A 17,063-nucleotide genomic window follows, 5' to 3' on the forward strand; every position below is an offset into this window, starting at 1 on the left:
GGTCGAACGCAAGTTCGGCCCCGTTTTCGTATGGGACCCAACGGATGAACCCGAGCCGGATTGGCCCCGGAGCGAAGGGTCTGGGTCGCCTCTTACCGGGCGACACCCGCCTCTCCTGAACTGGCTTTACGAAGCGGAAGCCGATTTCGAATCGATCGCCTGATTCGCCAGATACCAATCGACAGTCGCCGCCAAACCTTCCCGAAAGCCGATTTCGGGACGCCAATCGAGTGACAGTTCGATTCGAGACGGATCGATTGCATAGCGACGGTCATGCCCCGCCCGATCCTCGACGAAGCGGATCAGGTTTCGCCGCCGGCCCGTAGCCAGTGGCATCCGTTCGTCGATCAGGTCGCAGATCATCGCAACAACCGCGACATTGTTATGCTCCTCGCGGCCACCGACGACATATGTCGCACCGGCTTCGCCGCGAGTCATGACCAGTTCCAGGGCACGCGCATGATCCGCGACATGCAGCCAGTCACGCACGTTCGCCCCGGTCCCATACACCGGCAAGGTCAGGCCCATCGCCGCACGGGTGATGGTCAGCGGAATCAGCTTTTCGGGATATTGGTGCGGCCCATAATTGTTGCTGCAGTTCGACAGCACCACCGGCAGGCCATAGGTATGATGCCATGCCCGGACGAGATGATCCGCCGCTGCTTTCGATGCCGAATACGGCGATGATGGCCGATACGCCGACTCTTCGCTGAACAGGCTGTCGTCGAACGGAAGATCGCCGAACACCTCGTCCGTGGAGACGTGATGGAAACGGAAAGCCCCCTTTCCCTGATCATCCAGCGATCGCCAATGATCGAGCGCCGCCTCGAGCATATGGAAAGTGCCAGTGATATTGGTCTCGATGAACACGGCCGGCCCGTCGATCGACCGGTCGACATGACTTTCGGCCGCAAGATGCATGACTGCATCGACCCGCTCCCCGCGGAGAATCTCCGCGACGAGACGGCGGTCCGCGATATCGCCCTGGACGAAACGATAATTCGGTGATCCTTCGACCTCTGCTAGGGCCGTATGCGACGCCGCATAGGTCATCTTGTCGAGGTTGATGACGCGCGTCCGGCCGCCGGCGACGAGATGCCTGCACACGGCCGAACCGATGAACCCCGCACCGCCTGTGACGAGCACGGTCCGTTCTGGAGCGTTGGATACGACCTTCATTATGCCGCCTGCGCAGCACAATAGCGCAGATAACGCGCATAGTCGGTCTTTCCGAGCAAGTCCGCCCGCGTCATCAGCGCGGCGGGTTCGAGATATCCAAGGTCGAGGGCAATCTCTTCCGGGCACGCGATCTTGATCCCCTGCCGCCGCTCGATCGTACGCACGAACGATGACGCGTCATGCAGAGAATCATGGGTTCCAGTATCGAGCCACGCATAACCGCGGCCCAGCCTCCCGACTTCGAGCGCGCCCGCCGCGAGATAGGCACGAAGCACATCGACGATTTCCAGCTCATCTCGCGCCGAAGGCGTCAGCTCTCGGGCAATCGCTCCGACATTGGCCGGGCAGAAATACAGCCCGGTCAGTGCCCAGTTCGACAGTGGCGTATCGGGCTTTTCTTCGATCGTCATGGCCCGGCCATCGGCGGCGAACGACACCACGCCGTAGCGTTCCGGATCATCGACTTGATAGGCGAACACCGTCGCCAACCCCGCCTCGGCCGCTGCGGCGGCTGTGCGGCACTTCGTTCCCAGCCCATCACCGTGGAAGATGTTGTCGCCCAGAATGAGGGTACAAGGCTGTCCGCCAAGAAATTCCTCGGCGATCAGAAACGCTTCGGGCAATCCGCGCGGCGCATCCTGCTCGGCATAGCTGAGCGTGATTCCGAACGCCGAGCCATCGCCCAGCAATAGCCTGAACATCGGCAAGTCCCGCGGGGTCGAGATGATCAGGATGTCGCGGATGCCGGCGAGCATCAGCACCGACAACGGATAATAGATCATCGGCTTGTCGAACACCGGCAGCAGCTGTTTCGAGATCGCCAACGTCGCCGGATACAAGCGCGTACCGCTGCCGCCCGCCAAGATAATGCCCTTCATTGCCCCCAACCTGTCCTTTCCCGGAACGGCAGGGTTTAACGCGGATAGGTTAAGGCTATCTGGTCAACGCAACAGATCGACGGCAAAGGCGCGCACCGTCCCGCCAATATCCTCCCGGCCCAGCGCAACCGCCAGATTGGCCTGCACATAGCCGGCCTTGTCGCCACAATCATAGCGCCGGCCATCGAAGGTCACGCCGTGAAAGGGCTGGTCACCGATCATCCGTGCCATCGCATCGGTCAGCTGGATCTCGCCTCCTGCACCCTTCTCCTGCGTCTCCAGCACGCGCATCACTTCGGGCTGAAGGATATAGCGGCCGATCACCGACAGGTTGGACGGAGCCGTACCGGGTCGAGGCTTCTCGACCAGGCCGCGCACTTCGGTCAGCGCGCCGTCACGATCGCCCGGCGTGATGACGCCATACATATGCGTCTGGTCCTCGGGTACTTCCTGCGCACAGATCAGATTGCCCCCAACCTTGTTGTACGCTTCGACCATCTGTTTCAGGCAGCCCGGCTCGCCGACCATGAAGTCGTCGGCGAGCAGGACTGCGAACGGCTCGTCACCAACGATGTGCCGCGCGCACCATACGGCATGGCCTAATCCCATCGGCTCCTGCTGACGGACATAGGCCACTGCGCCAGGGTTCAGCCGCGTCTGGTGAAGCAGATCCATCGACTTGCCGCGATGCGCCATCGTCGTTTCGAGCTCATAGGCGATATCGAAATGGTCCTCGATCGCCGATTTGCCACGCCCGGTGACGAAGATCATCTGCTCGATCCCTGCCTCGACTGCTTCGTCCACTGCATATTGGATCAGCGGCCGATCAACGACCGGCAGCATTTCTTTGGGCAATGCCTTGGTTGCAGGCAGGAATCGTGTCCCGAGCCCGCCAACGGGGAATACTGCCTTGCGGAGTGGCTTGAAACTCATGGCATCTGGTTCCTGAAACACTATCCCGCGAGCCGTAAGAGGCTTGCAACGCTATTGGAAGGGGCAGTCGCGCTTGATAAGGCAAGTGTCGGCAATCGGGCAGGATTGCCGCGGGGGAAACAGGATCAATGAGCAGCGCGGCGCCGACACGCGACCAGAATCTCGACCTGCTGCGCGCAGTGGCGGTGCTTTCGGTCGTGCTCTATCATTTACTGCAATGGTCGCCGCTCGATCCGCTCTGGCTCGACCGGCTTGCCCGATACGGCGCGTATGGCGTCGATCTGTTCTTCATCCTGTCCGGATTCCTGATCGGCTCGATCTACTGGCGCGAGGAACGCGATACCGGGCGGGTGCAGCTGATGCGCTTTCTGAAGCGGCGCTGGCTGCGCACGATTCCGCCCTACATCGGCGCCCTGCTGCTTGCCTGGGGTGCGGTTTGGTATGCTCGCGGCGAAGCGTTCGATTGGCGTTATCTGTTCTTCCTGCAGAATTACGGATCCGAATTGCCCTTTTTCCTCGTCAGCTGGTCGCTGTGCGTCGAGGAACATTTTTATCTGGTCGTCCCGCTGCTGATGGGCCTGACGCGAACCTTCAAGCCGGTCAGGCCGTTCCTGCTTGCAATCGGCGTAATCGCGCCGCTCCTGTTACGTGCGCATGATGCCTCAATCGGCTCCGTCGCGCCATTCGGCTTCTACCACACCGCCACGCATCTGCATTTCGAGGGCCTGACGCTCGGCCTTGCACTCGCCTGGCTCAATGCATACCGGCCCGATCTATGGACGATGGCGCGCCGCGCTGCACGCTGGCTCGTCATTCCCCTGCTCGCCTTGTGCTGGATCGGCACGAGCGGCTCGCGCGAAATCAACTATGTCCTTATGCCGAGCCTGGTCGCATCGCTGTTCGGAGCGCTGTTGCTGGCTGTCGCGGGGCGCAGGCCGATCGCAGGGCGCGCCTTCGCGGCGCCTGTGCGAACCGTCGCGATCACTTCTTACAGCGTCTATCTGGTCCATCCACTGATGATCCATATCGGTAATATCGTGAACCAGCGCATCGGCTTTATCGGCGACGGGCTGACATTGTTCGTCGTCTGGCCGCTGCTTATCGTCGGCTTCGGCTATGCATTCTATTATGTCGTCGAGCGGGGATCGCTTGCGCTGCGCGATCTCTGGGCGCCGAGCGTCTTCGCCGGCGGCGGCCTGGAACATCCGCTCGCCAGGGCGAATGAGGTGAACGCCGACCATCCGATCGCCGAGGAGATCGGTCACGCAGCTAGGATCAACCCTTCAGCCACCATCGTATAGCCATCGCGACAACCGCCAGCGCCGCGACGCTGCCCGTCCAGATCGCCGCCATCCAGGCGAGGCGCTGCCAGAGCGGGCCGGCATCGCTGTCCATCAATGATAGCCGTCCGCACCAACCTTGCCGCGGAATACCCAATAAGCCCAACCGGTATAGCCGAGGATGATCGGGATCATGATCCCGGCCCCAATCAGCATGAAGACCTGGCTCGATACCGGGGCCGCCGCCTCCCAGATCGTGACCTGATCGGGCACGATGAAGGGATACATGCTGATACCCAGGCCGACGAAGCAGAGCGCGAAGACCGCCAGAGTCAGCAGAAACGGCAGATATTGCGCCTCGCGACCGAGTGCGCGCCAGAAAGCCAGGCTCAGCACCGCGATCAGCAACGGCACGGGTGCGGTCAACAGGATGCCCGGCATCTGGAACCAGCGGCTATAATAATCATGGTCGAGAAAGGGCGTCGCGAGGCTCACTGCACCGATCGCGATAAGGGTGATGACTCCCGACCATCGGGCCAGTCGATAGGCATGCCGCTGCGCCCCACCCTCGGTCTTGGCGATCAGCCAGGTCGCGCCGAGCAGCGCATAGCCCGCCACCACGCTCATCCCGGTCAACACCGTGAAGGGCGTCAGCCAGTCGAGCCAGCCGCCGCCATAAGCCCGACCATCGACCGCAATGCCCTGCAACAGCGCGCCAAGCGCAATGCCTTGTGCAAGCGCAGCCGTCACTGACCCCGCGGTAAAGGCGACATCCCAAAAGGCGCGATGCCGCGGGTCACGCCAGCGAAACTCGAACGCAACGCCGCGGAACACCAGCCCGAGCAGCATTGCGATGATCGGCGGATAAAGTGCCGGCAGGATGATCGCATAGGCCAGCGGGAACGCCGCCATCAGCCCGCCGCCGCCAAGGACCAGCCAGGTCTCGTTCCCGTCCCATACCGGCGCGATCGTATTCATCGCCTGGTCGCGCTGCTCGCCGACCCCGAACGCCGGAAACAGGATGCCGATGCCGAGGTCGAAACCATCGAGCACGACATAAGCGAATACGGCAAAGGCGATGATGAACGCCCAGATCGTCGCGAGATCCGCGTTGATGCTCATTGCTGAACCTCCGTCGGATGTTGCACAGGCGATGGAGCAATCCCGGCGGTGCGGATCGGGGCATCCTGGATTTCGGGTTCACCGGCCTCGGCACCTTTCTGGATCAGTTTCACTATATACCAGGTGCCGATACCGAACACTGCGAAATAGACGGCCACAAACGCGACCAGCGATGCGCCGACCGCAGGTGCTGCAAGCGGCGATGCGCTATGGGTCGTGCGCAGCAGGTTGTAGACCGTGAAAGGCTGGCGTCCGACCTCGGTGGTGATCCAGCCCGCAATCACCGCCACGAAACCCGCCGGCCCCATGACCAGCGCCGCGCGGTGCAGCCATGGCCAGTCATACAGCCTGCCGCGTGCCCGCGCGACCAGGCTCCACAGCCCCAGACCGAGCATCGCCATGCCGAGCCCGACCATCACCCGGAACGACCAGAAGACGATCGCCACCGGCGGTTCGCGATCGTCGGGGATGGTGTCGAGCCCGGCAAGCGGCGCATTCAGATCGTGCTTGAGGATCAGCGACGAGGCTTTTGGAATCTCAACCGCATAATCGACCCGCTTTTCCCGCGCATTGGGCAAGCCGAACAGGATCAGCGGCGCGCCGTCGGGATGGCTGTCATAATGCCCCTCCATCGCCATCACCTTGGCGGGCTGATGCTCAAGCGTGTTCAGCCCCTGCATGTCGCCGGCGAAGATCTGCACCGGGGCGACCACAGCGGCCATCCACATCGCCATCGAAAACATGGTGCGGGCGGCCTCGCCCGACGCAGTCGGGTGAGGATTCGCCGCGACGACCGATGGTTCAATCGGACCGGACGACCGCGCGACTTCGCCGCGACGCGCTTTCAAAAGATGCCACGCACCTGTCGCTCCGACCACCAGTGCGGTGGTCAGATAGGCACCGATCACCGTGTGGACCAGCCGATAGGGAAAGCTCGGATTGAAAATGATCGCGGCCCAGCTCGGCCCCGGTACGAATTGCCCCGCGGCATTGATCTCGAACCCGGTCGGCGTGTGCATCCAGCTGTTCGCCGAGAGAATCCAGAAAGCCGAGATGAATGTGCCCGTCGCAACGCAGCAGGTCGCCGCGAAATGCAGCCCCTTCCCAACCTTCTTCATGCCGAACAGCATCACGCCGAGGAAACCGGCCTCAAGGAAGAAGGCGGTCAGCACTTCGTACGCCATCAACGGGCCGAGGATCGGCCCGGTCTTGTCGGAGAAGACCGCCCAATTGGTCCCGAACTGATAGGACATGACGATGCCGGAGACGACGCCCATCGCGAAGGCGACCGCGAAGATCTTTATCCAGAAGCGGAACAGGTCGAGATAGACCTGCTTGCCGGTCCGCAGCCACAGCCCTTCGAGCACGGCGAGATAGCTCGCCAGCCCGATCGAAAAGGCCGGAAAAATGAAATGGAAGCTGACGGTGAAGGCGAACTGGATACGCGCCAGAACAATCGGGTCGAACGCGTCGAACATCGCAGCACCTCTGTCGACGCTGTGCGCTTATGGCCGATCCGGTGCAAGGGCGCGCGACGCAAGCGCGAATGCGCATCACGCATCCCACGACGCCGCAGCGCGCCCGAGGCGATCTTTAACGCGAACTATATGCGAACGGCGCAAATCCATATGGCAACCTCATGCGGCTCGATCCGATATCGCGCATCGGCACTTCCGCCACGGAAACACCCTCCCCATGCAGGCCCGAACGATCCTGAAGCTGCGCGTCGCGCAAGACGCGCATGTCGCCAATGATATTGCCCATGCCTATGACCGTGCCGGCGCGCGCTATCTCGATTATGCCGACGGCGCACCCGCGGACCTGTTCGATTTCGGCGGTGGATATTGCTATGGCGATCGCCGTGTCTGGCAGGCGATCGAAGCCAAATTGGTCGCCTTTGCCGAGGCAGGTCAGCAGCGGCTGACGGTGCTCGATGCCGGATGCGGGCCGGGTACCTGGCTGCGGCGAATCGTCACGCGCGCGCATCTGCTCGGCATTCGCGAGATCAGCGCGACCGGCTTCGACATCTCCGGCGAGCAGATCGCCATTGCGCGGCTCCAGACGAGTGCGTTGCGTCAACTCCCCGGCGTCAGCCTGCGCTTTGAAGAGCGCGATCTGGTCACACCGTTGACCGAGGACGATGCATCGGTCGATCTGTGCCTGTGCCTCAACGGCGTGCTCAACCATGTTTCCGCCGCCCATCGTGCGTCGGTTGCCGCCGAGCTTGCCCGTGTCACCACAGGCAAATTGTTCGTCACGGTGCGCACCTGCGGAAGCCCGCCATCGATCTTTATCGACCGCGTGGACGCGGCAACCGATTTCCACCATGACGGCGGTACCGACCGGCTCGAGATCGAATTGCGCGACGGGCATCATGTCGAATTCGACCTGCATCTGTTTCATGCTGGCGAAGTGCGGTCGTTGTTCGCGCCGCACATCGACATCGCGCGTCTTTCAGGGCTCGATATCTTCCACAGCCGTTTCGCGCCCGACCCTCGCTGGAATCCGGCCGAAGACGCGAAAGACGCGGCATTCCACCACGACCTTGAGTTGCTGGAGCAGACTTATGCCGTTGATCCCCATTTCATCGACCATGCCACGCATGTCCTGATGATCGCCGAACCGCAGCAGGTGATGGAACGCTGACCCGGTCGGTCGCCCGAAGCTATGGCTTCGGCGCGCCTCCTGTCGGCGCTGCGCCGGCTCCCGGAGCTCCACCCGGGCCGGCAGCGCCCTGCATCATCTGCTGCTGCATTTGCAGCTGGCGAAGCTTCGCTTCGGAGATGAAATCAACCATCTCGACATCGAACACGAGCACCGAATTGGCCGGAATCGGACCAGTCGCCTTGTCCCCATAGCCAAGGCTCGGCTTGATCCAGACGCGATATTTGCTGCCCTTGGGCATCAGCTTCAGCGCCTCGGAGAAGCCGGGAACCACGCTGGACACCTGCAACGGCGTCGGCTGCGGCGATTTGTCGAAGGTTGTGCCGTTGGTCAACTTGCCTTCGTAGTTGATCAACGCAACATCGGTGTCGGTCGGTTTGGGGCCTTTCCCAGGCGCCAGCACCTTGTACTGCAAGCCCGAAGGCGTCTCGACAATGGTCTTGTCGGCGCTGCGATTCTTGGCGAGGAACGTGGCGCCCGACGCGACTTGCGCCTGCGAATAGTCCATGAACTTGATGACGCCCAGCGTCGCCGCCACGCCAATGATGATTCCGATCAGCCCGAAGATCAGCGCGCGGCCATTGCCCGGCTTCGATCCAGGCGTCACGACGGGCTTGGGAGGAATCGTCGCCATCGGCTGTTCTTTCATTGTATCGACAATGCGCCGGATGCGCGAAACGGTCGGAAACTACTGGCCGGGGGGCGGTCCGCCGGCACCCGGAGGCGCGGCACCGGGTGCGCCGCCCTGTTGCTGCATCATCTGCTGCTGCATCTGCATCTGACGAATCGTCGCTTCGGGCAGGAAATCGATCAGTTCGACGTCGAAAACGAGGACCGAATTGGCCGGGATCGGTCCGGTTACCTTATCGCCATAGCCAAGGCTCGGCTTGATCCAGAAGCGATACTTGCTGCCCTTGGGCATCAGCTTCAGCGCTTCGGAAAAGCCGGGGACCACGGCCGCGACCGGCATCGGCGTCGGCTGCTGCGATTTGTCGAAGGTCGTGCCGTTGGTCAGCTTGCCTTCGTAATTGACCAGCGTGACGTCCGTGTCCGTCGGCCGGGCGGCACCGCTGCCGGGAGCAATAATCTTGTATTGCAGGCCCGATGGAGTCTCGACGACGCCCTTGTCACGCTTGTTCTGCGCCAGATACGTCGTCACCGGATCCGCGGGCGCCATTTGCGCGAGCCCAACGGCGCCGACCAGAGCCAGCGCAATCCCGAGCCACAGATACACCAGCACGCGCCGCTTGGTAGGCTGCAACGGAACCGCAGTGACTGAGGACATCGGCGCTTATCCTGACGCGGCGCCACCGGAAGGGGCACCAAGATAGGGGAATTCGAGAGCAATAACGGGAGCCTCAAACGGCTCCCGCCGGGCACTTACCGTGCGCCGTCACGCTCCAGGCGCTTGCGCTCAAGCTTGCGGGCGCGGCGGACCGCTGCCGCACGCTCGCGAGCGCGCTTTTCCGACGGCTTTTCATAATGCCGACGCAGCTTCATTTCGCGGTAGACGCCTTCGCGCTGCAGCTTCTTCTTCAGGGCACGCAGGGCCTGGTCGACGTTATTGTCGCGAACGATGATTTGCATAAACCGGTGCAGCTCCGAATCAATAGATACAGGGCGTCGCAGACATGGGTCCGCGCCGCGAAGGCGTGCGCCCTACCAGCGTGCGGTGATTGTTTCAAGCCAAACCGACGCTCAGGCTTCAGCAAAAGCTGTGGCCTATTGGTAACACTGCCCGGCAATCGACGATTTGTTGCAGCGATGCAACGTGGCGGATACGCTCATCCGGCACCTCGCTCGCATGTTTCAGGCCACCCAATCCGTGGATTTCCAGACCCGCCTCCTCATCGTCGATGACGATCCCGGCATCCGCGAGCTGACCGCGGCGTTTCTCAGCGACCATGGCTATATCGTCGACAGCGCCGCCAACGGTGTGGAAATGCGTGCGGCGATGGTGCGCGAGCGCTATGCGCTGGTCGTGCTCGACGTGATGATGCCGGGCGAGGACGGCCTGTCGATCCTGCGTTCACTCGATCGGCGCAATGCACCGGCGATCATCATTCTGTCGGTGATCGGCGAAGAGGTCGACCGCATCGTCGGGCTCGAAATGGGCGCGGACGATTATCTCGCCAAGCCGGCCAATCCGCGCGAATTGCTGGCTCGGATCCGTTCGGTCCTGCGTCGCAACCAGAGCGGCGAGCGTGTCGCCCAGCAGACGGCGCGACCATGGCTGCGTTTTGCCGGCTGGCGCCTCGATCCGGTCGGCCGCGAACTGATCGACTCCGACAATGTGGTCATCAACCTGTCCGACGGCGAATTCCGCCTGCTCCTCGCCCTGGTCGAGCATCCGCGCCGCGTTCTGACCCGCGATCAGCTGCTCGACCTGTCGCGCGGCGCCAATGCGGAGCATTTCGATCGCGCGATCGACGTGCAGATCAGCCGGTTGCGCCGCAAGCTCACACGCGGTGCCGAGGAGCTGATCCGCACGGTGCGCAACGAAGGCTATATGTTCATGGCCGATGTCGCGCGCTGACCATCCCCGCTCGATCGCGGTTCCGATCTTCGCGCTGGTCGTCACGGCGGTATTTGTCGTCACCGCGACCTTCTTCGCAGTGACCTTCAGCGGCCCGCCACCCCGCGCTGCGCCAATGCAGACATCGTCGATCGCCGCTTTTCTTCAGGCGCCGCGCGCGCAATCGCGCGACTCGCGCCGCATGACCCTGACGGAGGGGGCCGCGCCGGTCGCCCGAGCGGATGAACGGCCATCGATCGGGCAGGATGTCATCATCGCCGCCGCGCTCGATGCGGCACCCCGCGATGTGCGTGGTTTCTATAGCGAACCGGGTGGTGACCGACGGAACGAGATTCGCGGCGGCTTCACCATCGGCTGGAAATCCGCCGGCATCTGGCGCGTTGTCCGCACCGATCCGGAGCCACTGTTTACGCGCTGGCACCTCGTTACGCTCGGCGCGATGCTCGCCGCCATGCTGCTGCTTGCCGGGCCAGCCTGGTGGATCGCCCGCGCCATCTCGAAACCGCTGCGCCAGCTTGCCGACACGGCGACCACCGCACGCGCCGGCGCGCCGCTCGGCACCCTGCCGGCAGGCGGTGCGAGCGAAGTCCGCGACCTTACCCGCGCGGTGTCGGCGATGCACCAGCGCCTGACCCGCCATGCCGAGGGGCGCACCACCATGCTCGCCGCGATCGCACATGATCTCGGCACGCCGCTCTCGCGCCTGTCCTTTCGCGTCGAACACCTGCCCGAAGAGGCACGCGAGCGCGCCGCCGCCGACATTGCCGAGATGCGCGCGATGATCGCTTCGCTGCTGCGCTTCGCCCGTGACGAGGCGAGCGAGCGCAGCGACGCGCGAATCGATCTCGGCAGCATGCTCGACGCGCTGGTCGAGGACATGCATATGGCCGGCACGCCGGTCTCGCTCGAACCGGGCGAGCGCGCCATCGTTCGTGGCGACCCACAGGCCCTGCGCCGGCTGTTCACCAATCTGATCGACAATGCGGTACGCTATGGTGAGAGCGCTGTACTGTCCTGGCACGTCGCGGACGGTATCGCCGATATCCTGATCGACGATCGCGGCCCCGGCGTCGACCCGGTTCAGGCTGAACGGTTGTTCGAACCGTTCGTGCGCGGCGATCCCTCTCGCAATCGCGCGACCGGCGGCACCGGCCTGGGCCTGGCCATCGTGCGTGGCATTGCGGAAAGCCATGGCGGCACGGTGACACTGGAACGCCATGACGGGCATGGCCGCGCCCGCGTCCGCCTCCCGGTCGAGGCGAACCGCTGACTCTGCAACATCCCGCAACATTTCGGTCACCACCCGACATATCCCGGTGACCTGACACGGCCAGATCGGCTTCCGAAACGATAAGGGAGCCAATCATGCAGCACGACCATCACGACGAAGACCATGATCGCGGCTTCGCCCACGACCTTCAGGTCATGGCGGCGATGGTCGAGCGCCGCCGTGCGCTGAAATGGTTCGCCGGGGCGGGCACCGCGGCACTGGTCGCCGGCTGCGGCGGCGGCGGTTCGACCTCGTCCGGCGTCAGCGTCGTCAGTGGTACAGCAACCCCGACGCCTGCCAGCACGGCAACACCCACGCCGACCCCAACCGCCACATCGAGCGGCACATGCATCGTCGACCCGACCGAAACCGCCGGCCCCTACCCGGCCGATGGCACCAACACATCGAGCGGATCGACCTCCAACGCACTGACCATCAGCGGCATCGTGCGCAGCGATATCCGATCCAGCTTCATCAGCAGCAGCACGGTCGCGACCGGCGTTCAGCTGGTCATCACGCTCAAGGTCGTCGATGTGAATGCCAGTTGCGGCGCGCTCGCCGGCTATGCCGTCTATCTCTGGCATTGCGACCGGCTGGGCAATTACTCGCTCTACACCGCCGCCGCCGAAAGCTATCTGCGTGGCGTACAGGTGACCGACGCGAATGGTGAGGTGACCTTCACCACGATCTTCCCCGGCGCCTATTCGGGCCGCTACCCGCACATCCATTTCGAGGTCTTTTCCAGCCTGTCCGCCGCGACCAGCGGGCGTTACGCCATACTCACCTCGCAGCTCGCTTTGCCCGCCGCCGCCTGCACCGCGATATACGCCGACACGGCGACCTATCCGTCGAGCGCAACGAACTTCGCCGCCACGTCAATTTCGTCCGACAATGTCTTCAGCGACAATAGTTCGGCCCAGATCGCTCAGCAGACCCCGACGCTGACCGGCAGCACCAGCGCCGGTTATGTCGGCTCGGTGCTGATCGGGGTCGCGCGCTAGCGGTTTAGTCTTGGCGGTTTGACGGCGCGGCGCTTCCCTGTCGCCGCCCCGGCTGGATACCCCGGCCGGGGCCCCTTTGCGAGATAGGGCGAGCGCCGCTAAGGGAGGGCGATGACCGCCTTGACCCTCTATAACAGCCTCACCCGCTCGCTCGAAACGTTCGAGCCGATCGATCCGTCACTGGTTCGCGTCTACACTTGCGGCCCGACCGTCTATAATTATCAGCATATCGGCAATATGCGCGCTTTCCTGTTCGCCGACACGCTTGGCCGGGTGCTGCGCTGGAAGGGCTGGCCGACCAAGCACATCATCAACATCACCGATGTCGGACACCTGACCTCGGATGCCGATGCCGGCGACGACAAGATGGAAAAAGGCCGCCGCGGCCCAGGCCAAATCGATCTGGGAGATCGCCGCGCACTACACTGACGCGTTCAAGCACGACGTCTCGCGCCTCAATATCGTGCCCCCGGCCGAATGGACCGTCGCAACCGATCATATCGCGCAGATGATCGACTTCGCCGAGAAGATCGCGCCCGAGCATTGCTACGAGATCGAGTCCGGCCTGTATTTCGATTCGACCAGCGTGCCCGACTATGGTCGCCTCGCTCGTACCGTATCGGGCGCCGATGAAAATGGGGGCGAAAGCCGCATCGATCCGGTGTCCGGCAAGCGTCATCCGCAGGACTTCGCGATCTGGCGCAAATCGCCCGAGGGCGAGCAGCGTCAGATGGAATGGGACTCGCCCTGGGGCAAAGGCGCGCCGGGCTGGCATCTCGAATGCTCGGTGATGAGCCACCAGCATCTCGGCCATCCGTTCGACATCCATACCGGCGGCATCGATCACCGCGAGATCCACCACCCCAACGAGATCGCGCAGAACCAGGCATTCTGCTCGTGCGGCGACAGCGGCGCGCGCATCTGGATGCACAACAATTTCCTGGTAGATCGCGGCGGCAAGATGTCGAAGTCGACCGGCGAGTTCCTCAAGCTGCAGGTGCTGGTCGATGCCGGGTACCACCCACTCGCCTACCGCCTGCTCTGCCTGCAGGCGCAGTATCGCAGCGAACTGGAATTCACCTGGGACAATCTCGCCGCCGCCGCGACGCGCCTCAAGCGCCTCGTCCAGGCGATCGAGCGCCTGCGCACGGATGCGGTCGGCACCGCGAACAGCGCGGCCACCTATCTCGCGCGCCTCGACGAAGCGGTGTCCGACGACCTCTCTACGCCCCGCGCACTGCCTGTGCTGGAGGAGATGATCGCCGATAAGCATATCCCCGCCACCGATCGCCTTGCTGCACTGGCCGCGTTCGACGCGGTGCTCGGGCTCGAACTCACCACTCTCACCCGCGCCGATCTGCGCGTCCGTCCGGCATCCGCGACATTGACCGCGGAAGACATCGACGCCCGTCTCGCCGATCGCAAACAGGCCCGCGCCGACAAGGATTTCGCCCGCTCCGACGCGATCCGCGACGAGCTTGCTGCCTCCGGCGTTGAAGTGATGGACGGCGACCCGTTGGGTTGGGACTGGAAACTAAACTGATCCTCCCCGTTCCGGGGAGGACCTGATATGGCACCTCCATGAAAGCCGTTCTCCCCGCCCTCGCCCGCCCTTTGCTCGAACCGCATTTGCCCGCCGGCCTCGATGTCGCCTGGTTCACCTCGCGTGAGGATGCCGAACAGATGGTGCTCGATGCCGATATCGCCTGGGTCGATATGCAGCGCTCGGGCCATTCGGGCGAGGTCGCGGCACTCGGCACACGGCTCAAATGGCTTTCGACCATCTTCGCCGGCCTCGACGCCTTTCCGCTCGACCTGCTCAGGGAGCGCGGAGTCATCGTCACCAACGGCACCGGCATCAATGCTATCGCGGTGGCCGAATATGCGGTGATGGGCGTGCTCGCCGCAGCCAAGCGCTTCGACGAGGTCGTCCGGCTCGCCGACCGCCACGAATGGACCATCGTCGCGCCCGGCCAGGTCGAACTGCTCGACACGACCGCGCTGATCATCGGCTATGGCGCGATCGGCAAGCTGATCGGCGACCGGCTCGAAGCGTTCGGCGTGACCGTGACCGGCGTCACCCGATCGGGCCGCGACGGGACGCTGACCCCGGAGACCTGGCGCGCCGGACTCGGCGACTATGACTGGGTAATCCTCGCCGCGCCCTCGACCGGTGAAACCAAGGCGATGTTCGGCGCCGGCGAACTGGCCGCGATGAAGCGCAGCGCCTGGCTGATCAACATCGCACGCGGCGACATGGTCGATCAGGACGCGTTGATCGAAGCGCTGACCGCGCGTCGCATCGCCGGCGCATTCCTCGACACCGTCACCCCCGAGCCGCTGCCGGCCGACCATCCGCTCTGGAATGCGCCCAACGCGATCCATACCATGCATTTGTCGGGCCGTAGCCAGACCAAGATGTTCCAGCGCGCCGGCACCCTGTTCCTCAAGAATCTCGACGCCTTCATGGCCGGCCGCCCGATGGACAATGTCGTGGACCTCGCCGCGGGCTACTGACTGAGGTTCAGTAATTTACCCCGACGGGGAAAATGCTTCTTGCCCACATTACCCCAACTGGGTAATAGCCGCGCCATGACGACGATGGCCGGCCTCAAGATCAAACGCTTCCGCGAGGAACGCGCGCTCACCCGGGCGGCGTTCGGCGCATGGTACAGTGCGCCGGGCAGTACAGTTCAAGGCTGGGAAGAGGATGGCAAGCGCGCCAGCGGCCCGGTCGTCAACCAGATCGCCGCGAACGGCATCGCCACCCATGCCGACTGGTACATCGCGATACGCACGGAGAATGACATGAGCACCTGGGCCCCCGACAGCTGGACCAAGGCCGAGGCGCGACAGCTTCCGACCTATGCCGATCCCATCGCACTCGATGCCGCGACCGATGCGCTGGAGAAATTCCCGCCGCTGGTCTTCGCTGGCGAAGCGCGCAACCTGACCGCCGACCTGGCCAAAGTTGCCGAGGGCAAGGCGTTCCTGCTGCAGGGCGGCGATTGCGCCGAAAGCTTCGCCGAGCATAGCGCGAACAACATCCGCGACACGTTCCGCGTGCTGCTGCAGATGGCTGTGGTGCTGACCTATGCGTCGAAGCTGCCGGTAGTGAAGCTCGGTCGCATGGCTGGCCAGTTCGCCAAGCCGCGCTCCGCCGATACCGAGATCCAGGGCGATGTGGAACTGCCCGCCTATCGCGGCGACATCGTCAACGATATCGACTTCACCGCGGCCGGGCGCCAGCCCGACCCGCAGCGCATGATCCGAGCCTATTCGCAGTCGGCCGCGACGCTCAACCTGCTGCGCGCCTTCGCGACCGGCGGCTATGCAAACCTGCATCAGGTGCATCGCTGGACGCACGACTATATGGGCCGCAGCCCATGGGCGAAGAAATATTCCGACGTCGCCGACCGTATCGGCGAGGCGCTCGACTTCATGGAAGCGTGCGGGATCAGCCCGGAGACCGTGCCGCAGCTGAGCCAGACGCAATTCTATACCAGCCATGAAGCGCTGCTACTGCGCTACGAACAGGCGCTGACGCGGCAGGATTCGCTCACCGGCGACTGGTACGACACCAGCGCACACATGCTGTGGATCGGCGATCGCACCCGCTTCGAGGGCAGCGCTCATGTCGAATATCTGCGCGGCATCGGCAATCCGATCGGCATGAAGTGCGGGCCCACCCTCGAGCCTGACGCGCTGTTGCGCCTGCTCGACACGCTCAATCCGGCGCGCATCCCCGGCCGCATGACGCTGATCACGCGCTACGGCCATGACAAGATCGAGGCCGGCCTGCCCAAGCTGGTCCGCGCAGTGCTGCGCGAAGGCCATCCGGTGGTGTGGAGCTGCGATCCGATGCACGGCAATGTGATCAAGGCCGCCAATGGCTACAAGACCCGACCGTTCGAGCGTATCCTTGCCGAGGTACGCGGCTTCTTTGCCGTACATCGCGCAGAGGGCTCGATCGCCGGCGGCATCCATGCTGAAATGACCGGCCAGAACGTCACCGAATGCACCGGCGGCGCGGTCGATGTGACGGAACAGTCGCTGGCCGATCGCTATCACACGCATTGCGACCCGCGGCTCAACGCCGGACAGAGCCTGGAGCTTGCCTTTCTGCTGGCCGAAATGCTCAATGTCGAAATGGCGGAGCGGCGGCGAGCAGCCGCCTGAGGCCAGGCAACCGACGGTCGG

General features: G+C 63.7%; 16 protein-coding genes and 1 pseudogene. 8 read left to right on the plus strand and 9 right to left on the minus strand.

Features of this window, described 5'->3' with window-relative positions:
* Positions 1–126 precede the first annotated feature (126 nt).
* The 3 genes from rfbB to galU all read right to left on the minus strand — a co-directional run bounded on the left by rfbB (position 127) and on the right by galU (position 2,990).
* Positions 127–1,179: a dTDP-glucose 4,6-dehydratase gene (gene rfbB, locus H3Z74_RS12780; RefSeq protein ID WP_187760042.1), complete on the minus strand. Its 1,053-nt coding sequence runs from the start codon at positions 1,177–1,179 to the stop codon at positions 127–129.
* Positions 1,179–2,057: a glucose-1-phosphate thymidylyltransferase RfbA gene (rfbA, locus tag H3Z74_RS12785; RefSeq protein WP_187760043.1), complete on the minus strand. Its 879-nt coding sequence runs from the start codon at positions 2,055–2,057 to the stop codon at positions 1,179–1,181. Before rfbA ends, rfbB begins: the two co-directional genes overlap by 1 nt.
* A gap of 63 nt (positions 2,058–2,120) precedes the next feature.
* Positions 2,121–2,990 (minus strand): UTP--glucose-1-phosphate uridylyltransferase GalU, encoded by an 870-nt coding sequence (galU, locus tag H3Z74_RS12790; protein ID WP_187760044.1) that lies wholly within the window; start codon positions 2,988–2,990, stop codon positions 2,121–2,123.
* 128 nt (positions 2,991–3,118) lie between these two features.
* On the opposite strand from galU, the gene H3Z74_RS12795 reads away from it, so the two are divergent.
* Entirely contained in the window at positions 3,119–4,291 is a 1,173-nt protein-coding gene (locus tag H3Z74_RS12795) for an acyltransferase family protein (protein ID WP_187760045.1), read from the plus strand.
* On the opposite strand, the gene H3Z74_RS12800 is transcribed toward H3Z74_RS12795, so the two are convergent.
* From H3Z74_RS12800 to H3Z74_RS12810, 3 genes are read right to left on the minus strand one after another with little or no spacing between them, the layout of a single operon-like run.
* The gene (locus H3Z74_RS12800) at positions 4,266–4,385 is read right to left on the minus strand and encodes a DUF2474 family protein (RefSeq protein ID WP_187760046.1); all 120 of its coding nucleotides are present in this window, start codon (positions 4,383–4,385) and stop codon (positions 4,266–4,268) included. The genes H3Z74_RS12795 and H3Z74_RS12800 overlap by 26 nt on opposite strands.
* The gene (gene cydB, locus H3Z74_RS12805) at positions 4,385–5,392 is read right to left on the minus strand and encodes a cytochrome d ubiquinol oxidase subunit II (protein WP_187760047.1); all 1,008 of its coding nucleotides are present in this window, start codon (positions 5,390–5,392) and stop codon (positions 4,385–4,387) included. Before cydB ends, H3Z74_RS12800 begins: the two co-directional genes overlap by 1 nt.
* Positions 5,389–6,870, minus strand: coding sequence for a cytochrome ubiquinol oxidase subunit I (locus tag H3Z74_RS12810; protein ID WP_187760048.1), 1,482 nt, complete (start codon positions 6,868–6,870; stop codon positions 5,389–5,391). The genes cydB and H3Z74_RS12810 overlap by 4 nt, the downstream gene beginning before the upstream one ends.
* Positions 6,871–7,087: 217 nt before the next feature.
* On the opposite strand from H3Z74_RS12810, the gene H3Z74_RS12815 reads away from it, so the two are divergent.
* Positions 7,088–8,038, plus strand: coding sequence for a class I SAM-dependent methyltransferase (locus H3Z74_RS12815; protein ID WP_187760049.1), 951 nt, complete (start codon positions 7,088–7,090; stop codon positions 8,036–8,038).
* 19 nt (positions 8,039–8,057) lie between these two features.
* Here the strand turns inward: H3Z74_RS12815 and H3Z74_RS12820 are convergent, their stop codons facing one another.
* The 3 genes from H3Z74_RS12820 to rpsU all read right to left on the minus strand — a co-directional run bounded on the left by H3Z74_RS12820 (position 8,058) and on the right by rpsU (position 9,643).
* Complete coding sequence (locus H3Z74_RS12820; RefSeq protein ID WP_187760050.1) at positions 8,058–8,690, minus strand: FKBP-type peptidyl-prolyl cis-trans isomerase; 633 nt, start codon at positions 8,688–8,690, stop codon at positions 8,058–8,060.
* A gap of 54 nt (positions 8,691–8,744) precedes the next feature.
* Complete coding sequence (locus H3Z74_RS12825; RefSeq protein ID WP_187760051.1) at positions 8,745–9,341, minus strand: FKBP-type peptidyl-prolyl cis-trans isomerase; 597 nt, start codon at positions 9,339–9,341, stop codon at positions 8,745–8,747.
* Positions 9,342–9,436: 95 nt separating this feature from the next.
* The gene (rpsU, locus tag H3Z74_RS12830; RefSeq protein WP_034160206.1) at positions 9,437–9,643 is read right to left on the minus strand and encodes a 30S ribosomal protein S21; all 207 of its coding nucleotides are present in this window, start codon (positions 9,641–9,643) and stop codon (positions 9,437–9,439) included.
* A gap of 217 nt (positions 9,644–9,860) precedes the next feature.
* On the opposite strand from rpsU, the gene H3Z74_RS12835 reads away from it, so the two are divergent.
* The 6 genes and pseudogenes from H3Z74_RS12835 to H3Z74_RS12860 all read left to right on the plus strand — a co-directional run bounded on the left by H3Z74_RS12835 (position 9,861) and on the right by H3Z74_RS12860 (position 17,042).
* Complete coding sequence (locus tag H3Z74_RS12835; protein WP_187760052.1) at positions 9,861–10,592, plus strand: response regulator; 732 nt, start codon at positions 9,861–9,863, stop codon at positions 10,590–10,592.
* Positions 10,579–11,862 carry a HAMP domain-containing sensor histidine kinase gene (locus tag H3Z74_RS12840; protein WP_187760053.1) on the plus strand — a complete coding sequence of 428 codons (1,284 nt, stop codon included), beginning with the start codon at positions 10,579–10,581 and terminating at the stop codon, positions 11,860–11,862. Before H3Z74_RS12835 ends, H3Z74_RS12840 begins: the two co-directional genes overlap by 14 nt.
* A gap of 95 nt (positions 11,863–11,957) precedes the next feature.
* Positions 11,958–12,863 carry an intradiol ring-cleavage dioxygenase gene (locus H3Z74_RS12845; RefSeq protein WP_187760054.1) on the plus strand — a complete coding sequence of 302 codons (906 nt, stop codon included), beginning with the start codon at positions 11,958–11,960 and terminating at the stop codon, positions 12,861–12,863.
* 111 nt (positions 12,864–12,974) lie between these two features.
* Positions 12,975–14,406 (plus strand): annotated as a pseudogene (gene cysS / locus H3Z74_RS12850) (cysteine--tRNA ligase).
* Between the two features lie 38 nt (positions 14,407–14,444).
* The gene (locus H3Z74_RS12855; protein ID WP_187760055.1) at positions 14,445–15,380 is read left to right on the plus strand and encodes a D-2-hydroxyacid dehydrogenase; all 936 of its coding nucleotides are present in this window, start codon (positions 14,445–14,447) and stop codon (positions 15,378–15,380) included.
* 291 nt (positions 15,381–15,671) lie between these two features.
* The gene (locus H3Z74_RS12860; protein ID WP_187764303.1) at positions 15,672–17,042 is read left to right on the plus strand and encodes a class II 3-deoxy-7-phosphoheptulonate synthase; all 1,371 of its coding nucleotides are present in this window, start codon (positions 15,672–15,674) and stop codon (positions 17,040–17,042) included.
* Positions 17,043–17,063: the final 21 nt, after the last annotated feature.

Source organism: Sphingomonas alpina (assembly GCF_014490665.1).
GTDB classification, from domain to species: Bacteria; Pseudomonadota; Alphaproteobacteria; order Sphingomonadales; family Sphingomonadaceae; genus Sphingomonas; species Sphingomonas alpina.